5 protein-coding genes are annotated in these 6,160 nt (G+C 59.8%); 4 read left to right on the forward strand and 1 reads right to left on the reverse strand.

The features are described from left to right. Positions 1-30: 30 nt before the first annotated feature. Entirely contained in the window at positions 31-2,439 is a 2,409-nt protein-coding gene (locus ACTJKS_RS13550) for a DNA translocase FtsK (protein ID WP_084234290.1), read from the reverse strand. Positions 2,440-2,748: 309 nt separating this feature from the next. Between ACTJKS_RS13550 and trxB the strand changes: the two genes are divergently transcribed. From trxB to infA, 4 genes are all read left to right on the forward strand, one after another. Further along, on the forward strand, positions 2,749-3,708 hold the full coding sequence (gene trxB / locus ACTJKS_RS13555; protein ID WP_108182336.1) for a thioredoxin-disulfide reductase: 960 nt from the start codon (positions 2,749-2,751) through the stop codon (positions 3,706-3,708). A gap of 62 nt (positions 3,709-3,770) precedes the next feature. Beyond that, entirely contained in the window at positions 3,771-4,451 is a 681-nt protein-coding gene (aat, locus tag ACTJKS_RS13560; RefSeq protein WP_108182335.1) for a leucyl/phenylalanyl-tRNA--protein transferase, read from the forward strand. A 57-nt stretch (positions 4,452-4,508) separates the two neighbouring features. Next, entirely contained in the window at positions 4,509-5,216 is a 708-nt protein-coding gene (locus ACTJKS_RS13565; protein ID WP_108182334.1) for an arginyltransferase, read from the forward strand. Positions 5,217-5,328: 112 nt separating this feature from the next. Continuing rightward, entirely contained in the window at positions 5,329-5,547 is a 219-nt protein-coding gene (gene infA, locus ACTJKS_RS13570; RefSeq protein ID WP_002553999.1) for a translation initiation factor IF-1, read from the forward strand. The last annotated feature ends 613 nt before the right edge of the window (positions 5,548-6,160 follow it).

Consider the following 6,160-nt stretch of genomic DNA (forward strand, 5'->3'; position numbering starts at 1 on the left):
CACATCATTGTCCCGCCTCTTGCTTGGCAATCAGTCGCGAACCGGGCCGGGGGCCAGAACTTCACGCGAACCGTTGGTGTTCATTGAGGTCACGACCCCCGCCATTTCCATGGCTTCGATCATGCGCGCAGCGCGGTTGTAACCGATCTTCAGCTTGCGCTGTACCGCAGAAATCGACGCCCGGCGGCTTTCCAGCACGAACTGCACGGCTTCGTCGTACAGCGCGTCGGTCTCGGCATCATCACCGTCGCCACCACCGCTGCTGCCTTCAAAACCGCTGCCCGCCTCTTCGACACCGTTGAGGATGTCATCGTTGTATTCCGGTGCGCCACGCAGTTTCCAGGCTTCCACCACGCGGTGTACTTCATCGTCGGAAACGAACGCACCGTGCACCCGGATCGGCAGGCTGGTGCCCGGCGGCATGTAAAGCATGTCACCGTGACCCAGCAGTTGCTCGGCGCCACCCTGGTCGATGATGGTCCGCGAGTCGATCTTGCTCGACACCTGGAACGCCATCCGGGTCGGAATGTTGGCCTTGATCAGACCGGTGATCACGTCCACCGACGGCCGCTGTGTCGCGAGGATCAAGTGGATACCGGCAGCACGCGCCTTCTGCGCGATACGGGCGATCAGTTCTTCAACCTTCTTGCCGACGATCATCATCATGTCGGCGAATTCGTCCACCACCACGACGATGGTCGGCAGCTTCTGCAGCAGCGGCGCTTCGTCGTGGATGCTCTCGCGCTTGTACAGCGGATCGCTCAACGGCTCGCCGGCGTCCTGGGCTTCCTTGACCTTGGCGTTGAAGCCGGACAGGTTACGCACGCCCATCTTCGCCATCAGCTTGTAGCGGCGTTCCATTTCGGCAACGCTCCAGCGCAGGGCGTTGGCGGCGTCCTTCATGTCGGTCACTACCGGGCACAGCAGGTGCGGAATGCCTTCGTAGATCGACAGCTCGAGCATTTTCGGGTCGATCATGATCAGTTTGGCGTCATCCGGGCCGGACTTGAACAGGATCGACAGGATCATCGCGTTCACGCCCACCGACTTACCGGAACCGGTGGTACCGGCCACCAGCAGGTGCGGCATCTTGGCCAGGTCGGTGATGACCGGCTTGCCGCCAATGTCGTGGCCGAGGGCCAAGGTGACCGGCGACTTGAAGTTGTCGTACTCGGGGGTCGACAGCACTTCGGAGAAGCGCACGATCTGCCGGTCTTCGTTGGGAATTTCGATACCGACCGTGGTCTTGCCCGGAATCACCTCGACCACGCGCACGCTGGTCACCGCCAGCGAACGTGCGAGGTCTTTGGCCAGGTTGGCGATACGGCTGACCTTGACGCCAGCGGCAGGCTGGATTTCGTAACGGGTAATCACCGGGCCCGGATGGATCGAATCCACGGTGACTTCGACGCCGAACTCCTTGAGCTTGATCTCCAGCAAGTGGCCGACGGCAGCCAGGGATTCCGGCGAATAATTGAGTTGTTTCTTTTCCGCCGGATCGAGAATCGAGATCGGTGGCAAAGTACCTTCCACGGCGCTGTCGACGAACAACGGCACCTGTTTCTCTTTCTGCACGCGCTTGCTTGGCTCCGGTGCTTTGACCGGGGCCGGGGCGATGACCGGCGGCACCTGCTTCTCGCGGTCCGACATGTGCTTGCTCAAGGCCTGCTCGCGTTCGATCAGGCGCTCCTTGACCTTGGCCTGTTCACGCTTGTCGGTAACGGTCGGCGCCACGACGTCGTGGACGCGGTCATCGACTTCACGCAACTGCGCGACCAATTGCTTGCGCTCGGTACGGGCCGACCACCAGCGGTTGATCGCGCCCTGAAACAGTTCGAACAGGTCGAGGGTGATCTTCCCGGTGACGTCCATCACCTTGAACCACGACAGGTCGGTGAACACCGTCAGGCCAAACAGGAACAACGCGATGAACAGCAGCGTGCTGCCCTGGATATTCAGGGCGTTGCGCGCCAGGTCACCGAGACTTTCGCCCAGCGCCCCGCCCGCACCCGCCGGCAGACCGGTGGCGGCATGAAAATGGATATGCGCCAGCGCAGCGCCGGACAGCACCAGAAACACCAGACCGATCAGGCGCCAGGAGAACAGCCAGCCACTCCACTGCCAGGGTTCGTGGCGTTGACGGAAGATTTGATACGCCTTGATCGCCAGCAGCAACGGGAAAATGTACGCGAAATAACCCAGCACCATGAACAGGATGTCAGCGCTGTAGGAACCGGCGGGGCCGCCGAAGTTCTGCACGTCGTCGATCTTGCTGTTGTGGCTCCAGCCCGGATCGTCCTTGCCGTAGGTCAGCAGGGCCATCATCAGGAACAGGCACAAGGCACCGATGGCGATCAATGCACCTTCCTTGAGCCGGTAGTGCAATTGCTGGCGCCAGAGCGGAACGACTGTTTTTGGTGCTGCGGTGGATTTCTTCAAAACGCTTCTTTTCCTGCGCCCAAGGCGCGTCCATCTATTGAATGACGATAAAAAACTGCCCAATCCAGGCAGGTAAAAAAGTGAACCGGCGCATCTGAGACTACTTTTAACACTGTGCCGCAGCTTTTATAAACACAGCTATAAACACAGCGCTCTACAAATATTCTGTAACAGCCCGGCATTGTACGGGTTTGCGCGGCTGATGCCATGCTTCAAACCCCTTAGCTGAGCATAGCCAACCGCACAAATCCTGCGGTTCAATTTGAGCATGCATTGTCTTTTGTGACAAAGGCTTATGAGGTGTATTTGATGAACGCAGCGAAGCATTCACGCCTGATCATTCTTGGCTCCGGCCCTGCCGGCTACAGCGCCGCCGTATACGCCGCCCGCGCCAACCTCAAACCGGTGGTCATTACCGGGTTGCAGGCCGGTGGCCAGCTCACCACCACCGTCGAAGTCGACAATTGGCCCGGCGACGTCGAAGGCCTCACCGGCCCGGTACTGATGGAGCGCATGCAGAGACACGCCGAACGCTTTGCCACCGAGATCGTTTACGACCACATCCACACCGCCAAGTTGCAGCAGCGCCCGTTCGAGCTCATCGGCGACAGCGGCACTTATACCTGCGACGCCCTGATCATCGCCACCGGCGCTTCAGCGCAGTATCTGGGACTGCCCTCGGAAGAAGCCTTCGCCGGCAAAGGCGTCTCGGCCTGCGCGACCTGCGATGGCTTTTTCTATCGCAATCAGGTGGTCGCCGTGGTGGGCGGCGGCAACACTGCCGTCGAGGAAGCCCTGTACCTGTCGAACATTGCCAGAGAGGTGCACTTGATCCATCGCCGCGACAAGTTGCGCTCGGAGAAAATTCTCCAGGACAAACTGTTCGAAAAAGCCGCCAACGGCAACGTTCACCTGCACTGGAACCAGAATCTGGACGAAGTGCTGGGCGATGCCAGCGGTGTGACCGGCGCGCGCCTGCGTGACAGCCACACCGGGCAGACCCGCGAACTGGCCCTGGCCGGCGTGTTCATCGCCATCGGCCACAAACCCAACACCGACCTGTTTCAGGGCCAGTTGCCAATGCGCGACGGCTATCTGCTGGTCAAGGGCGGCAGCGACAGCGACGCCACCTCCACCGAGATCCCCGGCGTCTTCGCCGCTGGCGATGTGGCCGACCATGTCTACCGCCAAGCGGTGACCTCGGCCGGTGCCGGTTGCATGGCGGCACTGGACGCGGAGAAGTATCTGGACGACATTCCTGTCATTTAACGGCACACTTTATCGCGGGCCTCGCACCCGCACCGCCCTCCCCTTCTGCAAGCCTGGACGCCATGCTGACTTGGTTACAACGCAATTCCCTGACTTTCCCGCCCCTGGAAAAGGCCATGCGCGATCCCAATGGATTGCTGGCCGCCGGTGGCGACCTGTCCGCCGATCGCCTGGTACAGGCTTACCGGCACGGCTGTTTTCCATGGTTTTCCGAGGGCCAGCCAATCCTCTGGTGGTCGCCGGATCCGCGCACCGTTCTGTTTCCCGACGAACTGCATGTCTCGCGCAGCCTCGCCAAGCTGCTGCGCAAGCAACGCTACCAGGTGACCTTCGATCGGGATTTCTCAGCCGTGATTCGCGCCTGCGCCGCGCCTCGGGACTACGCCGATGGCACCTGGATTACCGAAGCGATGCAGGACGCCTACCTCGAACTGCACCGCCGCGGCTTCGCCCACTCGGTCGAGGTCTGGGATCAGGGCCAACTGGTCGGCGGCCTGTATGGCCTGGCGATGGGTCAGCTATTTTTCGGCGAATCGATGTTCAGCCGCGCCGACAACGCCTCCAAATATGGCTTTGCCACGCTGGTGCAGCATCTGAAAGAAGCGGGATTCGTTCTGATTGATTGCCAGATGCCGACCGATCATCTGCACAGCCTCGGCGCCCGGGCGATCCCCCGCCACGAATTCGCCAACTACCTGGCCCGCCACCTGGATCAATCCAGTCGCGCCACTTGGGTTTGCTGAGCGACTTTTGCGCGCGTGGCTTACACTTAATTCACCAGCTTATCCCGAGGGTTGATCATGACCGAGTTGGCGCGCTTGAAGTTCTATGCCACTCAGCCTCATTCCTGCAGTTATCTGCCCGAGGAGCAGGCGACGACGCTGTTTCTCGACCCGAGTCAGCCCATGGATGTGCACGTCTACGCAGACCTGTCGGAAATGGGCTTTCGCCGCAGCGGCGACCATCTGTATCGGCCCCATTGCCAGAATTGCAATGCGTGCGTGCCTGCACGCATCCCGGTGGCACAGTTCAACCCCAACCGCCAGCAGAAACGCATTTTCAAACGCAATGCCGATCTGCAGGTGCGCCCGGTAAAACCGCATTTCAGCGAAGAATATTTCGACCTGTACCAACGCTATATCGAACAGCGACACGCCGACGGCGACATGTACCCGCCAAGCCGCGACCAGTTCTCGACCTTTCTGGTGCGCGACCTGCCCTTCTCACGCTTCTATGAATTTCGACTCGACGGACGGTTACTCGCCGTTGCTGTGACCGATCTGCTGCCCAACGGCTTGTCGGCGGTCTACACCTTTTACGAACCTGGCGAGGAGCGCCGCAGCCTGGGGCGCTTCGCGATCCTGTGGCAAATCGCCGAAAGCCAGCGTCTGAGGCTGGAAGCGGTGTATCTCGGATACTGGATCAAGAACTGCAAAAAGATGAACTACAAGACCCAATATCGCCCCATCGAATTGCTGATCAATCAGCGCTGGGTAATCCTGAACTAATCGCGAGCCCTAAACCCCTTGGCTTGAACCCCCTTTTTCGGGCACAATGCACGCCGCTTTTGCCTGGCGCAGTTGCACCGGGCCATTCATTGGACACCGAGGGCTTTACTGCATGTCGAAAGAAGACAGCTTCGAAATGGAAGGCACTGTCGTCGACACCCTGCCCAACACCATGTTTCGTGTGGAGTTGGAAAATGGGCACGTCGTAACCGCGCATATCTCCGGCAAGATGCGCAAGAACTACATTCGTATTCTTACCGGTGACAAAGTGCGCGTCGAGCTGACGCCCTATGACTTGAGCAAAGGGCGCATCACTTACCGCGCTCGCTAATCAAGTCAATACAAGACGCCCGGTTTATACCGGGCGTTTTTGTTTGTCTGGGGTTTGGGGTTTGGGGTTTGGGGTGTATATCCGTTGCTGCGGTAACGGCCTCTTATGGTTTCGCTCTTACAGCGAGTCACCTTTTCCAGACGCCGAAAAGGTAACCCAAAAGGCTTTGCCCCGGCGTACGGCACTTCGCCGAGGCTCAGTGTTCCCTCGCTACGGTGCCCATCAGGGGGCATCGCCGACGGTTTGCTTCGCTGCACCTCCTCTCGATGTATGCGGCTTCGCCGCATGGCGCTGCGCGCCTTCCCCCTGATGGACACCTCCGCTCGGCCTGCCGAAGGGGCAAAAAATCAAAAGCCAAGTCAAGATCAAAAGCCAGAGCCAGATCAAAAGATCGCAGCCTTCGGCAGCTCCTACATGGGATTGGGTGTTTTCAGTGGGTGATTGGTCGGCTGTCAGGCCGCCATCGCTGGCAAGCCAGCTCCCACAGTGGGATCGGGTGTCATCAGTTAGAGATTGGTCGGCTGTCAGGCCGCCATCGCGAGCAAGCTGGCTCCCACAATTTTATTCGCGCACACCCCATGCGGCGAAGCCGCCCCACTCAACACGATGAGCG

This window comes from Pseudomonas sp. 22189 (assembly GCF_052045635.1).
Taxonomy (GTDB): domain Bacteria; phylum Pseudomonadota; class Gammaproteobacteria; order Pseudomonadales; family Pseudomonadaceae; genus Aquipseudomonas; species Aquipseudomonas parakoreensis.

Excerpts from the sequence above, each read along its gene's own strand:
- infA (WP_002553999.1), top strand. The coding sequence starts at position 5,329 with ATGTCGAAAGAAGACAGCTTCGAAATGGAAGGCACTGTCGTCGACACC.
- trxB (WP_108182336.1), top strand. The coding sequence starts at position 2,749 with ATGAACGCAGCGAAGCATTCACGCCTGATCATTCTTGGCTCCGGCCCT.
- ACTJKS_RS13565 (WP_108182334.1), top strand. The coding sequence starts at position 4,509 with ATGACCGAGTTGGCGCGCTTGAAGTTCTATGCCACTCAGCCTCATTCC.
- aat (WP_108182335.1), top strand. The coding sequence starts at position 3,771 with ATGCTGACTTGGTTACAACGCAATTCCCTGACTTTCCCGCCCCTGGAA.